This is a genomic window from Antarctobacter sp. (genome assembly GCF_965277915.1).
GTDB lineage: Bacteria > Pseudomonadota > Alphaproteobacteria > Rhodobacterales > Rhodobacteraceae > Antarctobacter.
Map to the genome: position 1 here is coordinate 1848040 of NZ_OZ255849.1, position 25494 is coordinate 1873533.

The following is a 25494-nucleotide window of genomic DNA, read 5'->3' on the forward strand; positions in this document are numbered from 1 at the left end:
ATGCGGTCCTTCTTGCTGGACCGTTGCAAAACTATGGCACCTCAACCACAGAATCCGTGAATTGGGCAGAAAATTGGGGGGTTAGCCCTTTTTTGCCGCGCCAAGTCAGGAATTCCTGTCGCGCGGGCGCGATTTTCTTGGCTAGAGTTTGGATACCTTCAATTTCTTGGGAGAAAGATCATGAAAAAAGTTCTTGCTGGCGCACTTCTCGCGGCCGCATTCGCCGCCCCCGCAATGGCCTGGGAAGGCAAGGTCGTTGCGTGCTACGACAAGGTCTGGGTTCCGGCCAAATACGCCTACAAGCAGCATCTGATCATGGCTGCCCACACCGAGTGGGAGTACAAGCACGGTCAGATGGTCAAGGTCCACTATCCGGCGGTCTACAAGGAGTCCAAGCACCTCGTGAAGGCGGGCTACTACGTGGCGAAGAAGTCGGCCTGCAAGCACTGAGCTGCAGCCCAATGAATCGGAAAGGCGCGGGGACTGCCACCCCGCGCCTTTTTTGGTTTTGGGGGCGTTTATCCCCTTTTGTCAGGCCCTTATCTGGCGAACTTCATGCGCAACGTGAACCGGCCCCGCCTGAAATGAGGCGGAGCCAGAACAGGTTCAGGCGCCGCGCGCGGCGCGCTTGCGCTCATGCGGGTCAAGGTGGCGCTTGCGCAGGCGGATCGCGTTGGGCGTGACCTCGACCAGTTCGTCGTCGTTGATGTAGGCAATCGCCTCTTCGAGGCTCAGCGTGATCGGGGTGGTCAGGCGCACCGCTTCGTCGGTGCCGGAGGCCCGCACGTTGGTCAGTTTCTTGCCCTTGAGCGGGTTCACCTCGAGGTCGTTCTCACGCGAGTGCTCGCCAATGATCATGCCGGTATATACCGGGGCCTGAGCTCCGATCATCATCTTGCCGCGTTCTTCGAGGTTCCACAGCGCGTAGGCCACCGCCTCGCCGTTTTCCATCGAGATCAGGACACCTGCACGACGGCCCGGGATCGGACCCTTGTGCGGAGTCCAGCCATGAAAGACGCGGTTCAGCACGCCGGTGCCGCGGGTATCGGTGAGGAATTCGCCGTGATAGCCGATAAGCCCGCGCGAGGGGACATGCGCGATGATGCGCGTCTTGCCGGCGCCGGCGGGTTTCATCTCGACCAGGTCACCCTTTCGGGCGCCGGTCAGCTTTTCGATCACTGCGCCCGTGTATTCGTCGTCGACGTCGATGGTGGCCTCTTCGACCGGTTCCATCGTCACGCCGTCTTCTTCGCGCATGATGACCTGCGGGCGCGAGATCGAAAGCTCAAAGCCTTCGCGGCGCATGTTCTCGATCAGGACGCCCATCTGCAGTTCGCCGCGGCCAGACACCTCGAAGGCCTCGCCGCCGGGCGTGTCCTTGATGCGGATCGCGACGTTAGTTTCCGCCTCCTTGTGCAGACGCTCGCGGATGACGCGAGACTGGACCTTCTTGCCGTCACGGCCAGCCAGAGGGCTGTCGTTGATGCCAAAGGTCACCGTGATGGTCGGCGGGTCGATCGGTTGCGCCTCGAGCGGTTCATCGACGGCCAGGGCACAGATCGTATCGGCAACGGTGGTCTTCGTCATGCCCGCGATCGAGACGATGTCGCCGGCCTCGGCCTCTTCGATGTCCTGTTGCTGCAACCCGCGGAAGGCCTGGATCTTGGTGACGCGGAACTGTTCGATCTTCTGGCCGATGCGCGAGATCGACTGGACGGTCTGGCCCACCTTCAACTTGCCGGACTCGACGCGGCCGGTCAGCATCCGGCCGACAAAGGGGTCGGCCCCCAGCGTCACGGCCAGCATGGTGAAATCCTCGTCGCGCTTCTTGATCTGTTTGGGTTCCGGGACGTGGTTCACGATCAGGTTGAACAGCGCGTCCAGGTTCTTGCGCGGACCGTCAAGCTCGGCGTCGCACCACCCCGACCGGCCCGAGGCGTAAAGGTGTGGAAAGTCCAGCTGGTCTTCGTCGGCATCAAGGGCCGAGAACAGGTCAAAGACCTCGTCCAGCGCGCGATCCGGTTCGGCGTCGGGCTTGTCGACCTTGTTCAGCACAACGATAGGCCGTAGGCTCAGGGCCAGTGCCTTGGAGGTCACGAATTTCGTCTGCGGCATCGGGCCTTCGGCGGCATCGACCAGCAGCACGACGCCATCGACCATCGACAGGATGCGTTCCACCTCGGCGCCGAAATCGGCGTGGCCGGGGGTATCGACGATGTTGATCCGTGTGCCTTTCCACTCGACGCTTGTCGCCTTGGCAAGGATGGTGATGCCGCGTTCGCGTTCCAGATCGTTCGAATCCATCGCCCGTTCGGCGACGGCCTGGTTGGCGCGGAAGGCGCCGGATTGTTTCAGCAATTCGTCCACCAGCGTCGTCTTGCCGTGGTCAACGTGTGCAATGATCGCGACGTTGCGCAAATCCATGAGATGGTTCCTTTGTCCGGAGTTGGCGCGGGACTAGCCGGGTAGGGACAAAAAGACCAGTGCCGATTTGCCGCAAGCGCGTTGCAAGGGGATCACGGATCACGCTTGCGAGAGCGCCAAGGGGAACCGGCGGAGGTTTGCCGGCCCGTCGGGGTCCCTCAGCGGGCTTTGGCCGGTGACGCGGGGGCAGGGTGCGCAACGCGGAACAACTGGGCATCCGACCCGTTGAAAGAACATCACGAGCCGTTACTTGCGGCTCAGCATGACGCGCTGCGAGTCCGCAGCGTAACGGAACCAGAAAAGGAGACAGTCATGAAATCGAGCATCTTTGCAGTGATCGCAGCGACCGCATCGCTTGGCGCAGCACCCGTGCTGGCCGGCAGCATCGACCGCACACCGGTCGAAGTCGAACCGGCGGCTCCCGTTGTGCCCGCTGCCCCGGTTGGCGTGGACTGGACCGGCCCTTATGCGGGCTTCAGCTTTGGCAACCTGAACGCTCAGGGTGGCGGCACCTCCGACAACGGCAGCATCTATGGCGTCTTCGGCGGTTACGATTATGACTTCGGCGATTACGTCGTCGGTGGTGAGTTCGAATACCAGGACGGCAACGGCTACAGCCTTGGTGGCGTCGACGTGGACAACGTAATGCGGCTCAAGGGCCGGGTCGGTGCCGACTTTGGCCGGACCCTGGTTTACGGGACCGCGGGCGTGGCACGCATCGACACGTCGCTGGGCGATGCGACTGGACCCGTCGGCGGTGTTGGCCTCGACTACAAGGTGACCGACCGGTTCTCGATTGGTGGCGAAGCGCTGGCACACAGCTTTGAAGACGTCGGCGGTTCGGGCGCGGACGTGGACGCGCAGACTTATTCGCTGCGGGCAACCTTCCGCTTCTGATCGTCCCCCTCATGTGAGCGGAAGGCGCGGGCCCCCCGGAGAGTTCTCCGGGGGGCTTTTCCGTTCGGTCGTGCCTAGTGCGGCGAAGTGTTGGAAAAGAGGTGGATCACTAGGATCCCGGCCAGGATCATGCCCATCCCCAGGATCGCCGGCAGGTCCAGTTTCTGGCCAAAGACCGCCAGGCCGATCACGGCGATGAAAACGATGCCAAGCCCCGACCAGATCGCGTAGGCGATGCCCACGGGAAAATACTTCAGCGCAATCCCCAGCAGGTAAAAGGCGGCCGCATAGGCCACCACGGTGATCGCCGTGGGCACCACCCGCGTGAACTGCTGGCTCGCCTGCAGGGCGGTGGTTCCGATGGTCTCGGCCAGCACGGCAAAGGCAAGAAAGAGGTAGGGCATGGCGGTCTCCGGAAATTCGCAGGCAAAGGGCTAGCGCGGGCGCGCCCCGGGCACAAGCCGCGGCACGCCCGTGCTCTTGACCTGAATCAGGCGGGCAGGTGGATCGGGAACCGTGCGCGGATCGCCTTGTCGGTGGCGGCATCGAAGCGGGCCGGGCTGCGCATGGCCAGGATGGCTTCCTTGCGTACCGTGGCCTTGGCCACGAGGTCCGGCTTGTCCAGTTCTTCCCATTCGCGGGGCGATGTGCGGTCGCCAAACTGCGGGTAAAGGTGGTCCCGGTGCATCCTGTCCAGGGTTTCCGGCGTGCCGAGGTAATGGCCCGGCCCACCCAGGCAGACAGCGCGCATCTGGTCCAGGGCCAGGGTGGTATCGTCCACTTCGATCCCGCGCACGCAGCGCAGCGCCTGACCGATCAGGTCATCGCCGAGGATCAGGCTCTCATGGCAGAACCCCAGCAAAGAGGCATGCATCCCCGCCGCCTCGTAGACCATGTTTGCCCCGGCCACCCCGGCAAGCACGTTGGAACACATCTGTTCCCAGCCCGCCTGCATGTCCGGCAATTTCGAATCCGCCGCGCCGCCGGCAGTGCCTCCTGGGAGGCCGTAATGCGCGTGCATCTGGGCACAGCCCGCGCTGAGCAGCGCCTGCTCTCCGGATCCCAGGCACATGGCCCCGGTCCGCAGATCCAGCCCGAAAGGCCAGGTGCCGAAGATCGCGGGGTGGCCCGGGGCAATGGCGTTGACGTAGACAAGCCCGGCCAGGCATTCCGCCACCGATTGCACGATGGCCCCCGCGATGGTCGAGGGCGCGGTCGCCCCTGACATGCCCGCCGACAGCAGCAGCACCGGCATGCCGCCCCGAATGCAGGCCTCCATCGTCTCGCAGCTTTCCGTGGCGAATTTCATTGGTGGCACGACAAAGCAGTTCGAATTCGACACGAAAGGCCGCGCGCGCCAGGCGGCCTCGCCCCCGGCAATCATGTGCAGCAGGTCCAGCGAAGCCGACACGTTGGCGGGGTCGGAGAACGAGGTGCCCACCTGCTTGGTCGTCCCGGCGCAGCAGGCGTAGAGCGTGTTCAGATCGAGTTCGAGGTTGTTCGTGATGTCACGGGCGACCATCGGGCGCTGGAGAAAGTGGATATTGTCCAGCTGATGCGCAATCCGCGCCGCGTCGTGCAGATCCTGCAGCGTGCTTTCGCGGTAGGATTTCCCGTCGATCTCGACCAGGTGCACCGCCGCACCGGCGGTACCGTAGTGGACACTCTGCCCCGACAGGTCGAGGTCGAAACGGGGATCGCGGGCGGGCAGGGTGATGTCGCGCGCGGCCTTGGCCAGCATGTCTTCTACCAGGGCTGGCGGAAAGCGCAGGCGTCCGTCTTCGCCCAGTCGCGCGCCCGCGCCGGTCAGGATCTCGACCCCGGAGGCAGGCGCTCCGGACAGGCCGATTTCGTCCAGCGCGATCAGTGCGCTTGCGTGGATGCGTGCGACCTCTGCCTCTGTCAGCGGGCGATAGCCTCCGCCGATAAGGCCGGCGCGGACCGGTCGCTGGTCGTCGGACAGGGCGGCGGTGCGGGCGGCAACGCGGGCGGCTCGACCGCCGCCGCGGCGGGAAAGAGGGGCTGTCATCTGTCGTGTCTCCGAGGGATTGGGGCAGGGATCAGGGGGCCTACTGCCTGCTCGGACGTCCCCGGGCGGCGCGCCCGCGCCGTGCCCCAATCTGGCGCAGGATCAAGGAGATAACCGCGACATGCATCTTCATGAAAGCCAGTCTGCAGGGGCGGGTCTGCTCTGTCTCCGCAGAAAGCGACGTCATGTCGTTTTTGACCCGGTGATCTAAATAGTTTCAATTTTACAGCCGGTTAAACAGCCGTAAACCGCGGGCTGCATAGTGTGCCGTCATCTTGAACCCACACCGGAGACTTATGGATGAAACGTGCATTGCTACTGTCCGCAGCGCTTTTCGGGGCGGCGCCCGCTGCTTTTGCGGTCGAACCTCACGCGGCCATGCAGGCCTATGTCGACAGTGAAATCATGGCCTGGGCCCATGAAACCGCGATCGTCGAGGCGATCGAGGCCCAGAATGTCCGGACCGGCGGCTATGACGCCACGCGGATCACCCAGTTGGACGGAACCTGGCGGGCCGAGGTGGGCACGGGGTCGGCCCTGGTCGACGGTGTCCTGATGAACGCCGCCGCCGACTTCCTGCGCTCGCGGGTGGAGGCCAGTGGCGGAATGATTACCGAGGTGATCGTGATGGACGCAAAGGGGCTGAACGTGGCGGCCTCGGGCGCGACTTCGGACTATTGGCAGGGGGACGAGGCCAAGTACCTGGAAACCTATCCCAAGGGCGCCGGCGCTGTACATTTCGGCGAGGTGGAATTCGACGAATCCAGCCAGTCCTACCAGGTGCAGATCTCGATCACGATCACGGACCCTGACACCGGCAAGCCGATCGGTGCCATGACCGTCGGGGTCGATGCCGAAGTGCTGCTGTAAGGCCGCGGCGCCCCCCATCTTCAGGCAAGGAAAATGAGCATGACACAGGACGGCGGCAAGACGAGGTCAGGCGCGGGCCTGCACTCGGTTTTCATCAGGTGCGCGGGCATCATGGCTGTGACCACGATCGTGGTGGCAGCCGTGCTGTCGGTACAATCCCTGCGGCTGGTCGACGACCTCGCCGTCAAGGGCGTGGTCGACCAGGCCGCGCGGACGGTCGAACTCAGCGCCAGCGCGCTGAACAAGCCGATCCGGTTCAAGGCTCTGCCGAAGGTAGAAGAAGAAGTCTCGGCCGCGATGACCGCGGCCGGGGCCAACGGGCGCGTGGCGATGGTACTGGGGGCCGAGGGCGAGCGCCTCGCCGCGGTCGGTGAGGATACATCGCTGCTGGACAGTGTTGCCGACCTTGCCGCACGGGCCCTGGCCGATGGCACCCGGATCAGTACCGAAGGCGGGCTTTGGGTTGCGGAACCTGTTCTCGCCGGACCCGAAGGGCCGGTAATCGGCGTGATTGCGATGGCCTGGAATGCGGATTCGGCCCTTGCCGACGTAAGGCCCGAGAAGATGAGCATCCTGCTGACGGCGGCGGCAGTCTTCATCGTGCTGCTGGGGGCGACGCTGCTCCTGTTGCAGCGCAGCCTTGGCCGTCCGCTGCGCCAGGTCACGGAGGCGGTCGAGCGTATTTCCGATGGCGACTACGACAGCGAAATCGGGATGAGCGGTCGGCGCGACGAATTCGGCAGCATCGCCGCCCGCATGCAGGACATGACCCGGGCCCTGAGCGTTGCGCGAGACGCCGAGAAAGAGCGCGCCCGCAACATGGAACGCCAGGTCGAGATGGTGTCTCACCTGGGCCAGGCGCTGGACGTGCTGGCGGAGGGCGTTCTGAACCGCGAGATCGTGGCCGAATTCCCCGAGGAATACGCCGCTCTCCGGACCAACTACAACCGTGCCATTGCCAGCCTGCGCCGGGTGGTCGACGAAGTTTCGGCCAGCGCCGACAGCCTCCTGGACAATGCCAACCAGATCGCCTCGGCCTCGGATGATCTATCCCGGCGGACAGAAACACAGGCCGCCACGCTCGAGGAATCTGCGGCGGCGCTGGAAGAACTGCTCAGCAGCGTCAGCGCGGCGGCGGAAAATGCCCGCAACGCGGATGACCAGGTACGCCAGACCCGCGAGATCGCGGAACGCAACGGCGAGGTGATGCGCTCTGCCATCGAGGCAATGAGCGTGATCGAGAAATCCTCGGAGCAGATCGGGGAAATCACCAGCGTCATCGACGACATTGCCTTCCAGACCAACCTGCTGGCCCTGAACGCCGGGGTCGAGGCGGCGCGCGCGGGCGAAAGCGGCAAGGGCTTTGCCGTGGTGGCGACAGAGGTGCGCGGACTGGCCCAGCGCAGCGCGGCTGCGGCCCAGCAGATCAAGGAGTTGATCACCGGTGCGGGCGAACAGGTGGCCAGCGGCGTCAGGCTGGTCGAAGAGGCTGGCGGCGCGCTGGACGACGTATTGAGCCGCGTGGCCGAGGTGTCGAACATGATGACGGGCATCGCCAGCAGTGCCGGGGAACAGGCCCAGGGCCTGCAGGAGATCAACGTCGGGATTTCCAACCTCGACCGGGTCACCCAGCAGAATGCCGCGATGGTCGAGGAATCCACCGCCTCGGCGCATATGATGCGCAGCGATGCAGGCGCGCTCAGCGAAACCGTGGGCCGTTTCGTCACCGGCTCTGATACCCGGACCCCAGGTGTTGCCGGACCGGAGGCCGCGGCGGGACGAATTCGGGCCGCCTGACACGGCACAGGCGCGGGGCGGGCCGACATTTGACGACGCCAAATGCGGCAATCGCCATCCGCCCCGCCGCAAACTGCACAAGAAGCGTGCAAAAGCCGCGCTCTGTCACCTGCTTGCGGCAATGATCGGCGGATTGGGCCCTGTCTTCATCTGCGGGTTTACATCGTCTCTCCGGAGGGCTTCTCTGGTTTGAGGACATTCAGACCCTGGGACAGACGGAAACATCATGGCGATTACTGCGAGCATCCGGCATCTTACCCATTACAAGTACGACCGCCCGGTGAACCTGTCACCGCAGATCATCCGGCTCCGACCGGCGCCGCACAGCCGGACCCGGGTGATCAGCCATTCGCTGAAGGTCTCGCCCGAAGGGCACTTCGTCAACCACCAGCAGGACATCTACGGAAACTGGCTGGCCCGGTTCGTCTTTCCCGAACCGGTGACCGAATTCCGGATCGAGGTCGACCTGGTGGCCGACATGACGGTCTACAACCCCTTCGATTTCTTCGTCGATGATGTCGCCCGGGAATGGCCCTTCGAATACCCCGAGGAAATCGCCCCCGATCTCGCCGTCTATCGCAAGACCGAACCGCTGACGCCCTTGCTGAAGAAATGGGTCGAAAGCGTCCCGCGCAAGAAACAGGTCACGATCGACATGCTGGTGGAACTGAACCGCCAGCTGGAACAGGAGACCGAGTACCTGATCCGGATGGAACCCGGTGTGCAAACACCGGAGGAAACGCTGGAAAAGAAATCCGGCTCCTGCCGCGACACCAGCTGGCTGCTCATCAACATCCTGCGCCACCTGGGTTTTGCCACGCGCTTCGTCTCCGGCTACCTGATCCAGTTGAAACCGGACCTCGAGGCGCTGGACGGTCCCTCGGGCACCGACCACGATTTCACCGACCTGCACGCCTGGTGCGAAGTCTATCTTCCTGGCGCCGGCTGGGTCGGGCTGGATCCGACCAGTGGTCTTCTCACCGGGGAAAGCCACATCCCCCTGGCGGCCACACCGCACTACAGCAACGCCGCCCCCATCGTGGGTGGCTTCAGCGGCCACAAGGACACCAAGACCGATTTCGATTTCGAGATGGAGGTGCACCGCGTCGCCGAACATCCGCGCATCACCAAACCCTTTTCCGAGGAAAGCTGGGACGCGCTGGACGCGCTTGGGAAAAAGGTGGATGCCGAGATCGAAGCGCAGGACATGCGCCTGACGATGGGCGGTGAGCCGACATTCGTCTCGATCGACGATTTCGAAAGCGCCGAGTGGAACACCGCCGCCGTCGGCCCGCAGAAACGCGCCCTGGCCGATGACCTGATCCGGCGCCTGCGCGATCGGTTCGCGCCGGGCGGCTTCCTGCATTTCGGGCAGGGCAAGTGGTATCCGGGTGAAACCCTGCCGCGCTGGACCTTCTCGCTGTATTGGCGGCGGGACGGAAAACCCGTCTGGAAGAACCTAGACCTGGTGGCCAAGGAAACCTCCAAGGACGCGACCGCGGCCGACGCCGAGGCTTTCATGGCCGGTTTCGCCAAGGCGCTGGAGATCGGTACCGAATATGTTCAGCCCGCGTTCGAGGACCCGGCGGTCTGGATCCTGAAAGAGGCGGAACTGCCGGAAAACGTCACCCCCGAGGATTCGCGCCTCAAGGATCCCGAGGCGCGCGCGCGCATCGCCCGCGTTTTTGAACGCGGGCTGGACAAGCCGGCCGGCTTCATCCTGCCGATCCAGCGCTGGCAATCCCGCGCATTCGGCCGTGGCTGGCGCTCGGAACGCTGGCAGACGCGACGTGGCCACCTGTTCCTGATCCCCGGCGACAGCCCGGTGGGCTTTCGCCTGCCGCTGGGGGCGCTGCCGCATGTCAGCGCCTCGGCCTATCCCTATGTCTATCCGGCGGACCCGACCGTGCCGGTCGAGGACCTTCCCGACTTCCACGAGATGGATGACAAGCGCCAGGCGCTGTTCGAGGAACTGCGCAAGATCGCCGCCGAAGAGCGGGACACGCTGCCCCGGACGACTCCGGGCCGCGAACAGCCCGTCTCGCGCCTGCGGGCCGATGAACCGGCGGCGGTGCAGCGCGAACAGGCGGTCACGCCAGAGGGCGGTGTCGTCCGGACCGCCATCGCGGTCGAGCCGCGCGACGGCAAGCTGTGCATCTTCATGCCGCCGGTCGAAATGCTGGAGGACTACCTCGAGCTGATCTCCACAGCCGAACAGACCGCGGAGGCCCTGGGCCTGCCCCTGCATATCGAGGGGTATACGCCGCCGCATGACTCGCGCCTGAACGTCATCAAGGTGGCGCCGGACCCTGGCGTGATCGAGGTCAACGTGCATCCGGCCGGCAGCTGGGAGGAATGCGTGGACATCACCAGCGCGGTCTACGAGGAGGCGCGCAACAGCCGTCTCGGCGCCGACAAGTTCATGATCGACGGCAAGCATACCGGGACCGGCGGCGGCAATCATGTTGTCGTCGGCGGGGCCACGACGATGGATTCGCCTTTCCTGCGCCGCCCGGACCTCTTGCGCTCGCTGATCCTCTATATGCAGCGGCACCCCTCGCTCAGCTACCTTTTCTCGGGCACCTTCATCGGTCCGACCAGCCAGGCGCCCCGCATCGACGAGGCGCGGCACGACACGCTGTATGAACTGGAAATCGCGCTGAGCCAGATCCCGGATCCGTCCGAAGGGGAGCAGCCGCAACCCTGGCTGGTGGACCGTCTGTTGCGCAACATCCTGATCGACGTGACCGGCAACACGCACCGGGCAGAGATCTGCATCGACAAACTCTATTCCCCGGACGGACCGACGGGGCGGCTTGGCCTGGTGGAATTCCGCGGCTTCGAGATGCCGCCGGATGCGCGGATGAGCCTTGCGCAACAGGTGCTCTTGCGCGCGCTTCTGGTGCGGCTGTGGAAATCTCCGGTCAAGGGCAAGCCGGTGCGCTGGGGTACGACGCTGCATGACCGGTTCATGCTGCCGGAGTTCGTCTGGCAGGACTTCATGGACGTGCTGCGCGACCTCAAGGAACACGGGTTCGACCTGCGCCCGGAATGGTACGAGGCACAGCGCGAATTCCGCTTTCCCTTTGCGGGCGAAATCGAGGCCGAGGACGTCCACCTGGAAGTGCGGCAGGCGTTGGAGCCCTGGCACGTCCTGGGTGAACGCGGCGCCATCGGTGGCACCGTACGCTATACCGACAGTTCCGTGGAACGGATGCAGGTGCAGCTGACCGCGCTGGATCCCAGCCGCTATGTCGTCTGCTGCAACCAGCGGCAGGTGCCTTTGCACGGCACCCGCACCAGCGGGCGCAAGGTGGGCGGCGTGCGCTTCAAGGCCTGGCAACCAGCCGAGGCGCTGCACCCGGTGCTGCCGGTCAACGCGCCGCTGGTCTTCGACATCTTCGACACCTGGTCGGGCAGGGCCATCGGGGGCTGCACCTATCATGTGGCACATCCCGGCGGGCGCAGCTATGATACTTTCCCGGTCAATACGAACGAGGCCGATGCCCGCCGCCTGGCACGTTTCCAGAAGTGGGGGCATACGCCCGGAACCTATTGGCCGGCGACTGAAAACCCGCACCCGGAGTTCCCGATGACCCTGGACCTGCGGCGCGCGCCCTGGATCTGACATGGGCGAAACCGGCGCCGTTACGCCGGCGCGAAAGGCGCCGCTGGACAGTTATCTGCCACCCAAGGGGGTGGCAGATGAGCTTTTGCGCCCTGACGGTACATTGCGCCCGGTCTGGCAGCCGATGATCGACCACCTGGCCGGGCGCAGACCCGACCAGGTGAACCAGGACTTTGCCCGCGGTGACCTCTACCTGCAGGATGCGGGCGTCTACTACCGCCAGTACACTGGCGACGAATCCACCGAGCGCGACTGGCCGCTGAGCCATATCCCCGTCATCATCGGTGAGGCGGAGTGGACCAGGCTCGCCGCGGGCATTGCCCAGCGGGCCGAGCTTCTGGAACGCACGATGGCCGATCTCTACGGCCCGGCGACCCTGGTCAAGCGCGGGATCCTGCCGCCGCAGCTGGTGGCGCGCAACCCGGAATGGCTGCGCCCGATGGTGGGGGTCAAACCGCGCTCGGAACATTACCTGCATTTCCTCGCGTTCGAGATCGGGCGCTCTCCGGATGGCAGCTGGCTGGTGCTGGGGGACCGGACGCAGGCCCCTTCTGGCGCCGGCTTTGCGCTGGAGAACCGCATGGCGACGCTGCGGGTTTTCAACGATCTCTACCAGGAGACGAATGTTCACCGGCTGGCCGCCTTCTTTCGAACCTTCCGCGACCGGTTGACCCAGTTGCGCGGTCCCGAACAGGGGCAGGTGGCGATCCTGACGCCGGGCCAGAACACCGACACCTATTTCGAACATGCCTACATCGCGCGCTACCTGGGCTTCCTGCTGCTGGAGTCCGAGGACCTGGTGAGCGTCGACGGCAAGCTGATGGTGCGCACGATCAGCGGGCTGGAACCGGTCAGTGTGCTGTGGCGGCGGCTGGACTCGCGCTTTGCAGACCCGCTGGAACTGGACGAAAGCTCGGCGCTCGGGACGCCGGGCATGGTCGGTACGCTGCGCTCGGGCGCGGTGACGATGCTCAATTGCCTGGGGTCCGGCGTGCTGGAGGCGCGGGCGCTCATGGCTTTCATGCCGCGCATCTCCGAGGCGCTGATGGGTGAGCGGCTGAAGCTGCCCAACATCGCGACATGGTGGTGCGGGCAGGCCAGCGAACGGGCCTATGTGCGCGAAAACCTGGAACGCATGATGATCGGGCCGGCGCTCTCGACACAGCTGCCGTTCGAGATCGACAGTTCCACCGCGCTTGGCGGACGGTTCCGCGACAATGCGCGCGGCCCGGTGCGCGACTGGCTGGACAAGAACGGCGGTTCCCTGGTCGGGCAACAGGCGGTGACACTGTCGACCACGCCGGCGATGATCGATGGCAAGCTGTTGCCGCGGCCGATGGTTGTCCGCGTGTTCGCGGTCCGCACAAGGGACGGCTGGACGGTGATGCCCGGCGGCTATGCCCGCATCGGCCGGACAGAGGACCCAACCGCTCTGGCGATGCAAAGCGGCGGTTCGGTGGCCGATGTCTGGGTGGTCAGCGACGCGCCGGTGTCCACCGAAACGCTGTCTGGTCAGCAGCCCGGGCCGTTCATCCGTCGGATGCCCGGGCGGTTGCCCGCGCGGGCGGCGGACAACCTGTTCTGGTTGGGCCGCTACGTCGAAAGGGCTGATTTCACCGCGCGGACCCTGCGGGCCTACCACCTGCGGCTCGAGGACAACGGCGGCACGCCGATGCCCGTTTTCGACCAGCTTGGTCGCTATCTCGAGGGGCGGGGGCTGTACCTGGCGGAACCCTTGCCGGATCTTTTCCTGAACCTGCTGCAACGGGCCCGAGGCTGTGCCAGCAAGGTGCGCGACCGGTTTTCCGATGACGGCTGGTACGCGCTGGATGAACTGGAAGGAGCGGCGCGCGATCTGGCGGGGGCGGTGGACCACGGCGATGCGACGGGCCGCGCCCTGAGCCAGCTTCTGCGCAAGCTGGCGGGATTTGCGGGGCTCGTGAACGACAACATGTTCCGCTTTTCCGGCTGGCGCTTCATGTCGATGGGGCGCGCGCTGGAACGCGGGGTGCAGATCTCGGACCTGCTGGCGGTCTTTTCCGCCAGCGGCGCGGCGCAGGGCAGCCTGGACGCGGCGTTGGAAATCGGCGACAGCGTCATGACCCACCGCCGGCGCTACTCGGTCGAGACAAACCGGAACACGGTGGTCGACTTGCTGGCGCTGGACCCGGAAAACCCGCGATCAGTGATCTACCAGGCCGGGGTCCTGCTGGATCAACAGGCCAAACTGCCCCGGCAGGGCAAGTCCAGCCAGCTGACGGAGGTCGGGCGTCGGATCCTGAGAGTGCATACCGATCTCTCGGTCGCCACGCCCGAGGTGCTGGACAGCGCCGCGCTGGCAAAGCTGGCCGACGATCTGCAGGCGGTGTCGGATGCGATCCACACCCAGTACATGGGGTAGGGGATGCTCTACGACGTCACGCTTTCCGTTCGCTACGCCTACGCGCTTTCCGCCGCGGCGGCGCGGATGCACTTGCGCATGATGCCGGGGAACGGACCGGCGCAACGCCTTGTTTCGGGCCTCCTGCAGGCCGATCCAGCGCCCGCGTTTCGCCGCGACAGGGTGGACTTCTTTGGCAATGCGCTGACCGAGATGGCCTATGACACACCGCTGGACACGGTCGATTTTCGGTTCACCGGTCGCATCCGGCGCGACGACTTGCCCAAGGAACTGGACCTGTCCTGTGCGCTGGCCGACATGCGGCGCGAATTGGCCGAGGTGCCCTCGCTGGCGCCCGATGCGCCGCATCATTTCTTGGGGGCGTCGGACCGGGTGGTGCCGGTACCCGCGATCACCACGTTCTCGCGGGGGATCACCCGGATGGACCAGCCCGTGCTCACCGTGGTGGAGGCGATTTCGCGGGCCCTGCACAAGGAAATCACCTTTGATGCCACTGCAACCGACGTGACCACCGACCCGGCCACGGCTTTTGCGAACCGGCGCGGGGTTTGCCAGGACATCAGTCACATCATGATCGCCGCGCTGCGTGGGATCGGCATTCCGGCGGGCTATGTCTCGGGCTTCCTGCGGACGGAACCGCCCGAGGGTCAGCCGCGTCTGGCGGGGGCGGATGCAATGCACGCCTGGGTTCGTGCCTGGTGCGGCAACGAAGTCGGATGGATCGAGATCGACCCGACGAACGACATGCGCGTCGGCGCCGACCATATCAGCGTGGCCGTCGGGCGCGATTATGCGGATGTTGCGCCGGTCAAGGGATCGCTGCGCAGTTCGGGATTTCACAGCACCCATCACAGCGTCGACGTGGTTCCGGTGGACGGACGCCCGCCAGTCGAGGCGGTCGGGCGCAGCAATACCGACTAGGCCGCGCCCGAAAGAGGATCAGACCGCCGGGCTGTCTCCGTAGGTGACCACATCCTGACTGCCATCGTCCCAGGTCGTCACCCTCTCGATCAGCGTACTGCTGGCGTCGTAGGTTTCCGACGTGGTGGTCCAGGCATAGACATCCTGCGTGTCGGTCAGAACGGAACTGCTGCGGATACCGTCGGTATAGCCGATCTCCTCCACGCGTCCGTCATCGTAGGTATTCGTCTGGCTGGCAAGATTGCCCCCGCTGTCCCAGGTGCGTGCGATCGACGACCAGAGGAATTCATCCGCGCCATCGGTCAGGAGGTGCGTGACCACTTGTCCGCCGTCAAAGCCGATTTCCACCGTGCGCCCGTCGTCATAGGTCATCTCTCGCGCGGTGCGGGCGCCGGTGACGGTGTCGTAGCTGTCGGTATAACTGGTCCAGAGCGCGATATTGCCGGCGTCCTCGACCTGGATCGTGGTCTTCTGACCGTCGACATAGGTGATCTGCATCACGCGCCCGTCGTCATAGAGGTTTGTCTGCCCGGTCTGGGATCCCGTGGCATCGAAAATCCGTTCGATCGTGTGCCAGCCCTGATCGTCGCCGCCATCGGTCATCAGGGAACTGGTGCGAGCACCCGTGCCGTCAAAGAAGGTCTCGACCACCATGCCGTTGTCCCAGGCGATTTCGTGGTAGATCCGCACGTTGCTGGTATCGTAACCGCTCGTGTAGCTGTCCCAGGCATAGACGTCGGCGCCGTCCGTCATGGTCGAGGTGGTGCGCAGCCCGTCCGAGTAGAAGATCTCCAGCACCCGGCCGTTGTCGTAGATGTTGGTCTGCTTCGCCCATTGTCCGGTCGCGGTGAAATCCCGGGCAATCGTCTCCCAGTCCTTGGTGTTGTCGACGTCGATTTCCAGCGTGGCGGCAGTCAGGTTGCTGCCCGTCTTGTAAAGCCGGACAAGGGTTGTAGTGCCGTTGTCCTGCACCGTCCCGAAGGCGCCGTCGGTAAAGCTGAGCGTCTCGACCCCCAGAAGCGTGTCGGTGCCATCGTCGCCGCCATTGATCGGGTCGATGTCGGTGACGGTCAGCGCGCCGTTCCAAGCCAGGGCAAAGCCCTCGGAGGCGCCTTCAAAGACCACCACGTCCTCTCCTGCGCCGGCGTCGATGGTGTCGTCGCCTTCGCCGCCCTTGATGGTATCCGCGCCGGCCCCGCTCTGGATGTCGTTCGCGGCGGCGTTGCCGGTGATATGGTCGTCACCGCTGCCGGTGATGGCGTTCTCGATTACCGCGCCGCGCGCGATTGCAAAATTGCCCGCATAGCCGTCGATGTCCGACCAGGTTTCATCCACCAGGCTGAGGCGCTGGTCATGCCCGCGCGAGCCGAGGTCGATCACGTCGATGCCGGAACTGTCGAAGATCGCGACCGCCCGGCCCGGTGCCAGGTCCATGCCCGTGGCGGTCAGGTTGGTGTTGTCGCCGTAGACGGTGTTGCCCGTGTGGACGTTGTCGGGCGTGCCGTAAAGCGTGTGCATCGCCAGGATGTCGGCCATCTGAGGCGTCGCCAGGTACAGGCCCGATGCGTCGACGTTGGGATTCTCCCACTGGGCAAAGTAGGACATGATCGACATCTGCCAGCTGTCATTGGCGTAATGTGCGTCACTGCCGAAACTTGCGGCCCCGTTGTAGTTGCCGCCGTGGCCCAGCCCCAGCGCGTGGCCGATCTCGTGGATGTAGGTCTGGTAGTAATAGTCGCCGTAGCCTTGCCAACTGGGGTGCACGTTGACGAAGGACCGGTCGATTTCGTTCCAGCTCGTGTAGATGTAGGAATAGGCGTAGGCGCCGTTTTCGGTGTCGTCGAAGGTGATGTCGGCGTTATCCGGGACCAGGGTGAACTGGATTCCGGAAACGGCGGTCCACGCGTCCAGCGCGGCAAGGGCGGCGGCCTTGCCCGCCTCGTCCAGCGCGTCGATGTTGACGCTGATCGCGCCGCCGGCCTGCACGTCGAAGGCCCGCCAGTCACCGCCGCCGTTCTGCCAGTAGCCATGCGTCAGTTGATAGGCCACCTGGTCCAGCGTGAAGACCGGCAAGGCGGCGCCCGTTGTTGCGCTGTCACCGCCCGAGGGCGCCGCCGTCGGGCCGGTCAGACCGTGGCTGTCGTAGATTTCGATCGAGGGGTCGAGGCTTTGGCAGAGAAAGCACATGGGTCAGGTCCTGTTTGTCAGGTGCGTCGGGACGCGGGGCAGCGGTCGAGAAGGGCTTTGGCGAAGACGTCGAGCAGGTCGCCGGTAATCGTGGCATCACTGACCGAGAATTCCAGTCTGGGACCGGAAAGCAAGGTCCCGTCGGAGATTTCGCGCATAAGTTGTGCCCGTACGATTGATCGGCCATGCGCGGTTATCCATGAGTGGGGGCAGGCCAGCCCCCGTTCCGCCGCGTTGTGGCGCAAGCGTTCACGCAGCAACGCGGCGAGGTTGCATTCATCCGAGGAGGGCGTATCGCCGGAGGACAGCGAATGCCTTGCTCCGACAGGGACCGGAGGCAGGGCGCGAAGGTGCCTTGGGCGGGCGTTCATCGGGGTTTCCTTTGGCGGTCTACGGCGCAGCGGACCAAGAGCAGATCGGTCACAAGACCACTTGGAAGCGGGGAATTTGGGGCCCGCAGGGCTGGAAAATGTTAATTCCGCGTCATTGGTGCAGGTTAAGAAACCGTAAACACTTGTGGCGGCGACTGTTTCCGAGAACAGGGCGAGAGGGCGATGCTGCGCCTCGGGGTTCTTTTTAGTGTTGTGTCGCGAGGCGGCGCGTGACTCCCCCATGCTTGCACCGCCGCAGGGCATGTGCCTAAATCCCGCGCATTGTAAGGAGCGGTGGTGTGCTTGAATTCTCGCATCACCCGGCGTTTGTGGCCGCCTCGCTGGCGGTGGCGCTGATGGCCGGGTTCAGCGGGCTATCCCTGACGCGTGGGGCCTCGGCGTTGCCGCTGACCCGGCGCAAGCTGGTGGTGGCGATCTCGGCGGTGGCTCTGGGCGGCGGAATCTGGTCGATGCATTTCGTGGCCATGCTGGGGCTGCAACTGCCGATCCTCTTCTTCTACGACGGGCTGGTGACGCTGATCTCGGCGTTGATCGCGATCCTCATGGTCGGGCTGGCGCTGCTGATCCTGCATTTCCGCGATCGCGGTCCGTTGACGCTGACCCTGTCTGGCGGGATCGTCGGCTGCGGGATCGTGGCCATGCACTACGTCGGCATGAGCGGGATGGAACTGTGCCGCCCGGTCTACAACTTCGGGGGACTGGCGGTGGCGCTGGTCGCGGCGCTGGCGCTGTCGGTTACGGCGATCTGGATTGCTTATGGCGAACGCACGCGGGGCAGTATCATGCTGGGTACCCTGGTCTTTGGCCTATCGGTTTTCGCGGTGCATTTCATCGCGATGGCGGGCACCGGTTTCGTCGGGTTGGACGGGGGCGACACCGTCGGTCCCGCCTTGTCGAACGAGACATTGGCGATGGGCGTGGCGCTCAGCTCATTCGTCATCTGCGGCGCATTCCTGCTGAGCAGCGTGACCTTTTTTGCCGTTCCGGCGGAGCAGGTCCCGGACACCGAAGAACCCGTGGAACGCGCGGCGCCGGGAAGGGTGCCAGTCCCCTATGAGAAAGAGGGCCGTACGCAATTCGTCGATGCGGGTGCCATCGCGGCGGTCCGGGCAGAGGGACATTACACGGTGCTCTACTCCGGTGCGGAGCGACTGTTCTGCCCCTGGTCGATTTCCGAGGCGGCGAAGCGGCTGGCACCGGCGGGGCTGATCCGGGCGCATCGCAGCTATCTGCTCAATCCCGCCCTCGTGACCGAGTTCCGGCGCACCAAGGATACCGGCGTCTGTCATTTCGACGGGGTCGAGGCCCTGGGCAAGGTGCCGGTCAGCCGGTCACGCCTGGCCGAGGTTCGCCGCGTGCTGGGCGTCTGAGGCGCGGACGCCGGGGCGGCGCTGGTGCCGGCCTTGCGGCCGTCACCTCGCCCCGCCCACCGTCCTCGGCCATAAAGGGTTCTCCATTCGTGCAGCCATTTCGCATTTCGTGCGCGAATGCCTGTCTTTTATGGCTCTGACGTTGGTTCCGGCGCGGTCTGGCGGAACCCTCCCCGAAGCGGCGCAAGATCGCGGGGGAGGATGATCACAGATGATACCGGCAGGGTTTGATTATCACAGGCCAGCAGAGCTGAGCGCTGCCATTAGCCTGTTGCAGGAACATGGCGACGAGGCGCGGGTGATCGCGGGCGGTCACAGTCTGGTGCCGATGATGAAACTGCGCATGGCAGTGCTGTCACATCTGGTGGACCTGCGCGACATCCCGGACCTGCAGGGGATTGAGATCGGCGCCGACAGCATCTCTCTTGGCGCGATGGTCACGCAGCATGAGTTGATCGCACACGCGGGCCTGGCAGAGGCCGTGCCGCTGTTGCGCGAGGCCGCGTTGCAGATCGCCGACCCCCAGGTGCGTTACCTTGGGACCCTCGGGGGCAATGTGGCCAACGGCGATCCGGGCAACGACATGCCGGGGCTCATGCAATGCCTGGACGCGACCTACCAGGTCACGGGACCGGACGGCTCACGGCAGATCCGGGCACGGGATTTCTACGAAAGCGCCTATTTCACGGCCCGGGCGGATGACGAGATCCTGACCCGTATCACGGTGCCGATCCCTGCCGCGGGCACGGGCTACGCCTATGAAAAACAGAAACGCAAGATCGGCGACTATGCCACCGCGGCGGCGGCGGTTCTGGTCGGCGAGGGTTCTGCCTCGATTGCCATGACCAACCTGGCCGACGTGCCGGTCTGGTCGGCGGAGGCGGGTGCGGCGCTGGCGGCTGGAGACAGGGAGGGGGCCGTAAGCGCCGCACTCGCAGCCATTGACCCGCAGGAAGACATGCGCGGGCCTGTGGAATTCAAGCGGCATGTGGCGGGCGTGGTGCTGCGCCGCGCCATCGCTCGCGCACTCTCGCGCGTTGCGGGCTGAGGGGGGCGTCATGAGCAAGATGCACGTAAAGCTGACGGTGAACGGCACGGCCGTCGAGGGGCTGGCCGAACCACGCACCCTGTTGATCCACTTCCTGCGGGAAAGCCTCGGCGTGACCGGGCCGCATGTGGGCTGCGAGACCTCGCATTGCGGGGCCTGCACGGTCGACATGGACGGGCGGTCCGTCAAATCCTGCACGGTCTTTGTGGCGCAGGCACAGGGCGCGGATGTGACCACGGTCGAGGGGTTGGTGAATGCCGACGGGTCCCTGTCGGTGCTGCAAGAGATGTTCCGCGAGCATCACGGGCTGCAATGCGGGTTCTGCACGCCAGGGATGATCACCCGTGCGCACCGCTTCCTGCAGGAGAATCCGACGCCCACCGAGGAGGAGGTGCGCTTTGGCATGGCCGGGAACCTCTGCCGCTGCACGGGGTATCAGAACATCGTCAAGGCGATCCTGGCGGCGGCGGACGTGATGAATGCCCAGAAGGAGGCCGCGGAATGAAAGACGAGGTGCAATCGCCCGAGGAACGTTCCGCCGGCCTGAAGGGCATGGGCTGTTCGCGCAAGCGGGTGGAGGATGTGCGGTTCACCCAGGGCAAGGGGAATTACGTCGACGATATCAAGCTGGACGGGATGCTGTTTGGTGATTTCGTTCGATCGCCCTATGCCCATGCCAAGGTGGTTTCGATCAACACCGGGGAGGCCCTGAAGGTGCCCGGGGTTCTGGCGGTGCTGACCGCCAAGGACCTGGAACCTCTGGGCCTGCACTGGATGCCGACGCTGGCGGGCGACAAGCAGATGGTGCTGGCAGACGGCAAGGTCCTGTTCCAGGGGCAGGAAGTGGCCTTTGTGGTCGCAACCGACCGCTATGCCGCCGCCGATGGCGTCGAGGCGGTCGAGGTCGAATACGAGGAATTGCCCGTCCTGACCGACCCGTTCGAGGCGCTGAAATCCGACGTCGTGCTGCGCGAGGATCTGGCGGGCCAGAGTGAGGGCGCGCATGGCCCGCGCAAGCATCACAACCATATCTTCACATGGGAGCAGGGCGACAAGGACGCGACGGAGGCGGTGATGGCCGAGGCCGACATGGTGGCCGAGGAGATGGTCTATTACCACCGCACGCACCCCTGTCCGCTAGAAACCTGCGGCTGTGTCGCCAGCATGGACAAGGTGACGGGCAAGCTGACGCTCCATGGCACGTTCCAGGCGCCGCACGCCATCCGCACCGTGGTCTCGCTGATCTCGGGCATCGCCGAGCACAACATCCGGGTGATCTCTCCGGACATTGGCGGGGGCTTTGGCAACAAGGTCGGGGCCTACTCGGGTTATGTCTGTTCAGTCGTGGCCTCGATCGTGACCGGCAAGCCGGTGAAATGGGTCGAGGACCGGATGGACAACCTGATGTCCACTGCCTTTGCGCGCGATTACTGGATGCAGGGCAAGATCGCCGCCACCAAGGAGGGCAAGATCACGGGCCTATGGTGTCACACCACGGCTGATCACGGCGGCTTTGATGCCTGTGCCGACCCCACTAAGTTCCCGGCGGGATTCATGAATATTTGCACCGGGTCCTATGACATTCCCACGGCTTACCTGGCGGTGGACGGGGTCTATACCAACAAGGCGCCGGGCGGCGTGGCGTACCGCTGCTCCTTCCGCGTGACCGAGGCCGCCTATTTCATCGAACGCATGATCGAGGTGTTGGCGATCAAGTTGAACATGGACGCGGCCGAGCTGCGGCGCATCAACTTCATCCGCAAGGACCAGTTTCCGTACCAGTCGGCGCTGGGGTGGGAATATGACTCGGGCGACTACCACACCGCCTGGGACAAGGCGCTGGCGGCGGTGGGATATGACGATCTGCGCAGGGAACAGGCCCAGAGGCTGGAGGATTTCAAGGCCGGCAAGACGCGCAAGCTGATGGGCATCGGCCTGACCCATTTTACCGAGATCGTCGGCGCCGGGCCGGTCAAGAACTGCGATATCCTTGGCCTTGGCATGTTCGACAGTTGCGAAATCCGCATCCATCCGACCGGGTCCGCCATCGCGCGGCTGGGCACGATCAGCCAGGGGCAGGGGCATGCGACGACCTTTGCCCAGATCATCGCCTCCGAGATTGGTTTGCCCGCGGATGACATCACGCTGGAAGAGGGCGATACGGATACGGCGCCCTACGGGCTTGGTACCTATGGATCGCGTTCGACGCCCGTCGCCGGCGCAGCAACGGCCATGGCCGCGCGCAAGATCCGCGCCAAGGCGCAGATGATCGCCGCCTACCTGCTGGAGGTGCACGATGGCGACGTCGAGTGGGACGTCGACCGTTTCGTGGTCAAGGGCGACGAGAGCCGTTTCAAGACCATGAAAGAGATCGCCTTTGCCAGCTACAACCAGGCCATTCCCGGACTGGAACCGGGGCTTGAGGCGGTCAGCTACTACGACCCGCCCAACATGACCTATCCCTTCGGCGCCTACATCTGCGTGATGGAAATCGACGTGGACACGGGCGAACACGAGGTGCGCCAGTTCTACGCGCTGGATGACTGCGGCACCCGGATCAATCCGATGATCATCGAGGGACAGGTACATGGCGGCGCGACCGAAGGCTACGCAATCGCGATGGGACAGGAGATCGCCTACGACGACATGGGCAACCACAAGACCGCGACGCTGATGGATTTCTTCCTGCCGACCTCGTGGGAGACACCGACCTATCAGACCGACCACACGGTCACGCCGAGCCCTCACCATCCCATCGGTGCCAAGGGCGTGGGCGAAAGCCCCAACGTGGGATCCGTGCCCTGTTTCTCGAATGCCGTTCACGATGCGTTTCGGCCCTTCGGCCTGACGCAAAGCCACATGCCGCACGATCACTGGCGGGTGTGGAAGATTGCGCGGGACATGGGGCTGCACGGGTGACCAAGGGGGGCGGGGCGCCCTGCATTCACCCGGTCCGGGTGGCGGGCGCCCCGCAGTTTTCTGCCAGTCGTGGGGCGATGCCGGATGACACCTGAAGACAGGCTCGCAGAGCTGGGATTGTCCCTGCCGGCGCCGGTCAAATTGCCGGACGGGGTGCACCTGCCGTTCTCGCTGATCACGGTGCGCGGTGACAGGGTGCTTATCTCGGGGCATCCGGCGCAGGACAGGACGGGGCGGTTGATCGGTCCCTATGGTCAACTGGGCCGCGACCTGACCACCGAACAGGGATACGAAGCCGCCCGGGCGGTGGCATTGTCGGTCATGGCCAACCTGCGCGACAGAACCGGCCCGCTGGACCAGGTGGCCGGTTGGACGCGGGTTCTTGGCATGGTGAACTCTGTTCCGGGCTACACCGAACAGCACCTTGTGATGAACGGGTTCAGCGACCTCGTGCTGGATGTCTTCGGCCCGGAGGTCGGACAGCATTCCCGCTCGGCGATGGGGGCGTCGGGCATGCCGATGAACTTTGCCATCGAGGTCGAGGCGGAGGTCTTGTTGCGATGAGCACACCGCAGGACAAGCTGCGCGCAGATCTGGCCGCGACCGGCTATGTCGCGGACGACACGTTGGTCATGGCGCTGCACCTTGCGCAGACCTTGGGCCGACCGCTGTTGCTGGAGGGCCCGGCCGGCGTCGGCAAGACCGAGATCGCAAGGGCGCTTTCCGAGGTTCTGACTACCCGCCTGATCCGGCTGCAATGCTACGAGGGGCTGGACGCGGGCCATGCCATCTACGAATGGAACTACCAGCGGCAATTGCTTGCGATCCGGGCCGAGGGCACGGGCGAAGAGGCGTTGTTCTCCGAGAAATACCTGCTGCAACGCCCCTTGCTGGAGGCGATCCGCCAGGAGGTGCCGCCTGTCCTTCTGATTGACGAGATCGACCGCGCGGACGAGGAGTTCGAGGCCTACCTGCTGGAAATCCTGTCGGAATTTCAGATCACGATCCCCGAATTGGGCACGATCTCTGCCCGGTCGCGGCCGTTTGTCATCCTGACCGCCAACGGCACGCGCGACCTGTCGGACGCGCTGCGGCGGCGCTGCCTTTATGCCTATGTCGACTATCCCGACCGGGACACGGAACTGGCGATCCTGTCGCGTCGGGCACCGGAGATCGAGGCCCGACTGGCGCGGCAGGTCATCGCCGCCGTACAGGCCCTGCGCCAAGAAGACCTGGAAAAGAAACCGGGCATCGCTGAGATGCTGGACTGGGCCGCGGCATTGTCCGGCCTGGGGATCAACGACCTCGCCGCCGATCCGGCGCAGGTGCAGGCGACGCTGGTCTGCCTGCTCAAGACCGCCGCCGACCGTGATGCGCTGCCGCCCGAGGCGCTGGCGCGCCTGTTGGGCAAGGTCGCATGAGCGGGGTCACGCGCTTTCCCGCCCGCGCCGAGGGGCTGGCCGACCGCATGGCCGGGTTCATCGCGCATCTGCGCATGAACGGGCTGGCTCTGGGGCCGGCAGAAACGGCGGCGGCGCTGGCAGCACTGGCGCAGGTGCGGGCCACCGACACGGCAGAGGCCCGGCGCGCGCTCAAGGTCGTTCTGGTTCCGGATGCCGACGGATGGCGTCGCTTCGACGATCTGTTTGACGGCTATTGGTTCAACACCGGGCGCACGACGCGGCACGACACCCCGACCCACGTCCGGGTGCAAAGCGCGAAACCCGCGTTGTGGCAGGCTCATCTGGGCGAAGACGGACCAGAGGGCGGACAAGGCGGTGACAGCAGGCCTGACGATGACGGCACCGAAGAGGCCGAGGGTGCCGAAGGGCGGCTGATCGCCACCCGGACGGAGGCGCTGAGCCGACGCGACCTGCGCGAACTGATGGATGGGGACAGCCTGCGCGCCGCCGAGCGTGTGGCGCGCGACCTGGCCCGGGCGATCCGCGACCGCCGCTCACGTCGTCGCAAACGGGCGCTTCGGGGGCAGGAACCTGACATGCGGCGACTGATGCGCGCCAGCCTTGCGCGCGGGGGCGAACCGCTGGACCTGCCGCGGCGGGCCCGTCCGGACCGGCCTGTGCGGATCGTGGCGCTGTGCGATGTCAGCGGGTCGATGACGGTGGTGTCCCGAGTGTTCCTCGCCTTTCTCAAGGGTCTGATCAGCGCGGATCTGCAAGCGGATGCCTACCTGTTCCACACCCGACTGATGCGGATCACCGATGCGCTGCGCGACCGGGACACGCTGCGCGCGGCCGAGCGGCTCAGCCTCATGGCCGAGGGCTTTGGCGGCGGCACCGACATCGGCGGCGCGCTGCGCGCCTTCAATCGGGGATACGGGGCGCGGGCGCTGAACGGACGGACCGTCGTGCTGATCCTCAGCGACGGCTATTGCACCGGTCCACCCGAAGCGGTGGCCGAAGGGCTGGCACGATTGCGGCGGCGGGCGCGGCGGATCGTCTGGCTGACGCCGCTGCCGGGCTGGCGCGATCACGCGCCCGTGGCCCGTGCGATGGCGGCGGCGCGCCCGCACCTCGATGCGTTGCTGCCCGCAAATACCATCGCGGCGCTGGCGGCGCTTGAACAGGACCTTGCAAGACTTTGAGGGAGC

At 65.1% G+C, this 25494-nt stretch carries 18 protein-coding genes; 14 read left to right on the plus strand and 4 right to left on the minus strand.

Annotation, left to right across the window (positions count from 1 at the left end; translation table 11 throughout):
• Positions 1 to 180: 180 nt before the first annotated feature.
• Positions 181 to 450, plus strand: coding sequence for a hypothetical protein (locus ACQY5B_RS09970; RefSeq protein WP_305968644.1), 270 nt, complete (start codon positions 181 to 183; stop codon positions 448 to 450).
• Positions 451 to 606: 156 nt separating this feature from the next.
• Here ACQY5B_RS09970 and typA read toward each other — a convergent pair whose 3' ends face one another.
• Positions 607 to 2424 (minus strand): translational GTPase TypA, encoded by a 1818-nt coding sequence (gene typA, locus ACQY5B_RS09975; protein ID WP_420325397.1) that lies wholly within the window; start codon positions 2422 to 2424, stop codon positions 607 to 609.
• Positions 2425 to 2736: 312 nt separating this feature from the next.
• Here typA and ACQY5B_RS09980 point away from each other — a divergent pair, with 312 nt between their 5' ends.
• Positions 2737 to 3321: an outer membrane protein gene (locus ACQY5B_RS09980; RefSeq protein ID WP_420325396.1), complete on the plus strand. Its 585-nt coding sequence runs from the start codon at positions 2737 to 2739 to the stop codon at positions 3319 to 3321.
• Between the two features lie 74 nt (positions 3322 to 3395).
• Here the strand turns inward: ACQY5B_RS09980 and ACQY5B_RS09985 are convergent, their stop codons facing one another.
• Positions 3396 to 3725 (minus strand): SMR family transporter, encoded by a 330-nt coding sequence (locus ACQY5B_RS09985; RefSeq protein WP_305968647.1) that lies wholly within the window; start codon positions 3723 to 3725, stop codon positions 3396 to 3398.
• 86 nt (positions 3726 to 3811) lie between these two features.
• Positions 3812 to 5350, minus strand: a complete 1539-nt coding sequence (locus ACQY5B_RS09990) for a trimethylamine methyltransferase family protein (RefSeq protein WP_420325395.1) — start codon at positions 5348 to 5350, stop codon at positions 3812 to 3814.
• 300 nt (positions 5351 to 5650) lie between these two features.
• Between ACQY5B_RS09990 and ACQY5B_RS09995 the strand changes: the two genes are divergently transcribed.
• The 5 genes from ACQY5B_RS09995 to ACQY5B_RS10015 all read left to right on the plus strand — a co-directional run bounded on the left by ACQY5B_RS09995 (position 5651) and on the right by ACQY5B_RS10015 (position 14967).
• Positions 5651 to 6220, plus strand: coding sequence for a PDC sensor domain-containing protein (locus ACQY5B_RS09995; protein ID WP_305968649.1), 570 nt, complete (start codon positions 5651 to 5653; stop codon positions 6218 to 6220).
• Between the two features lie 39 nt (positions 6221 to 6259).
• Positions 6260 to 8017, plus strand: a complete 1758-nt coding sequence (locus ACQY5B_RS10000) for a methyl-accepting chemotaxis protein (protein WP_420325394.1) — start codon at positions 6260 to 6262, stop codon at positions 8015 to 8017.
• A 226-nt stretch (positions 8018 to 8243) separates the two neighbouring features.
• Positions 8244 to 11645 carry a transglutaminase family protein gene (locus ACQY5B_RS10005; protein WP_420325393.1) on the plus strand — a complete coding sequence of 1134 codons (3402 nt, stop codon included), beginning with the start codon at positions 8244 to 8246 and terminating at the stop codon, positions 11643 to 11645.
• 1 nt (position 11646) lies between these two features.
• A complete protein-coding gene (locus ACQY5B_RS10010) occupies positions 11647 to 14046 on the plus strand; it encodes a circularly permuted type 2 ATP-grasp protein (RefSeq protein WP_420325392.1) in 2400 nt (799 codons plus the stop codon).
• 3 nt (positions 14047 to 14049) lie between these two features.
• Entirely contained in the window at positions 14050 to 14967 is a 918-nt protein-coding gene (locus tag ACQY5B_RS10015; protein WP_305968653.1) for a transglutaminase family protein, read from the plus strand.
• An 18-nt stretch (positions 14968 to 14985) separates the two neighbouring features.
• Here ACQY5B_RS10015 and ACQY5B_RS10020 read toward each other — a convergent pair whose 3' ends face one another.
• Complete coding sequence (locus ACQY5B_RS10020) at positions 14986 to 17154, minus strand: M10 family metallopeptidase C-terminal domain-containing protein (RefSeq protein ID WP_420325391.1); 2169 nt, start codon at positions 17152 to 17154, stop codon at positions 14986 to 14988.
• Positions 17155 to 17824: 670 nt separating this feature from the next.
• Between ACQY5B_RS10020 and ACQY5B_RS10025 the strand changes: the two genes are divergently transcribed.
• The 7 genes from ACQY5B_RS10025 (at position 17825) to ACQY5B_RS10055 (ending at position 25488) form a co-directional block, all read left to right on the plus strand.
• A complete protein-coding gene (locus ACQY5B_RS10025; RefSeq protein ID WP_420325390.1) occupies positions 17825 to 18916 on the plus strand; it encodes an MHYT domain-containing protein in 1092 nt (363 codons plus the stop codon).
• Positions 18917 to 19127: 211 nt separating this feature from the next.
• Complete coding sequence (locus tag ACQY5B_RS10030) at positions 19128 to 19964, plus strand: FAD binding domain-containing protein (RefSeq protein ID WP_420325389.1); 837 nt, start codon at positions 19128 to 19130, stop codon at positions 19962 to 19964.
• Positions 19965 to 19974: 10 nt separating this feature from the next.
• Positions 19975 to 20469: a (2Fe-2S)-binding protein gene (locus ACQY5B_RS10035; RefSeq protein WP_420325388.1), complete on the plus strand. Its 495-nt coding sequence runs from the start codon at positions 19975 to 19977 to the stop codon at positions 20467 to 20469.
• Positions 20466 to 22883: an aerobic carbon-monoxide dehydrogenase large subunit gene (locus ACQY5B_RS10040; protein ID WP_420325387.1), complete on the plus strand. Its 2418-nt coding sequence runs from the start codon at positions 20466 to 20468 to the stop codon at positions 22881 to 22883. Before ACQY5B_RS10035 ends, ACQY5B_RS10040 begins: the two co-directional genes overlap by 4 nt.
• Before the next feature lie 84 nt (positions 22884 to 22967).
• On the plus strand, positions 22968 to 23447 hold the full coding sequence (locus ACQY5B_RS10045) for a RidA family protein (RefSeq protein ID WP_420325386.1): 480 nt from the start codon (positions 22968 to 22970) through the stop codon (positions 23445 to 23447).
• Entirely contained in the window at positions 23444 to 24304 is an 861-nt protein-coding gene (locus ACQY5B_RS10050) for an AAA family ATPase (RefSeq protein ID WP_420325385.1), read from the plus strand. Before ACQY5B_RS10045 ends, ACQY5B_RS10050 begins: the two co-directional genes overlap by 4 nt.
• Complete coding sequence (locus ACQY5B_RS10055; RefSeq protein WP_420325384.1) at positions 24301 to 25488, plus strand: vWA domain-containing protein; 1188 nt, start codon at positions 24301 to 24303, stop codon at positions 25486 to 25488. Before ACQY5B_RS10050 ends, ACQY5B_RS10055 begins: the two co-directional genes overlap by 4 nt.
• Positions 25489 to 25494 lie beyond the last annotated feature (6 nt).